Raw genomic sequence first — 437 nt, 5'->3', positions numbered from 1 at the left:
GAAGCATGATCGCAAGGACATGTGGAGCGCTTAGAAGTGAGAATGCCGGTGTGAGTAGCGAAAGACGGGTGAGAATCCCGTCCACCGATTGACTAAGGTTTCCAGAGGAAGGCTCGTCCGCTCTGGGTTAGTCGGGTCCTAAGCTGAGGCCGACAGGCGTAGGCGATGGATAACAGGTTGATATTCCTGTACCACCTATAATCGTTTTAATCGATGGGGGGACGCAGTAGGATAGGCGAAGCGTACGATTGGATTGTACGTCTAAGCAGTGAGATTGAGTGTTAGGCAAATCCGGCACTCTTAAGATTGAGCTGTGATGGGGAGAGGAAATTGTTTCCTCGAGTCGTTGATTTCACACTGCCGAGAAAAGCCTCTAGATAGAGATTAGGTGCCCGTACCGCAAACCGACACAGGTAGTCAAGATGAGAATTCTAAGG

General features: G+C 50.1%; 1 rRNA gene. It reads left to right on the top strand.

Annotated elements, in window-relative coordinates:
- A 23S ribosomal RNA gene (locus EII32_RS11680) occupies window positions 1–437 on the top strand; the annotation flags it as partial.

It is taken from the genome of Prevotella sp. OH937_COT-195 (assembly GCF_003932845.1).
Taxonomy (GTDB): domain Bacteria; phylum Bacteroidota; class Bacteroidia; order Bacteroidales; family Bacteroidaceae; genus Prevotella.
This window is presented reverse-complemented; position numbering and strand designations above follow the sequence as displayed.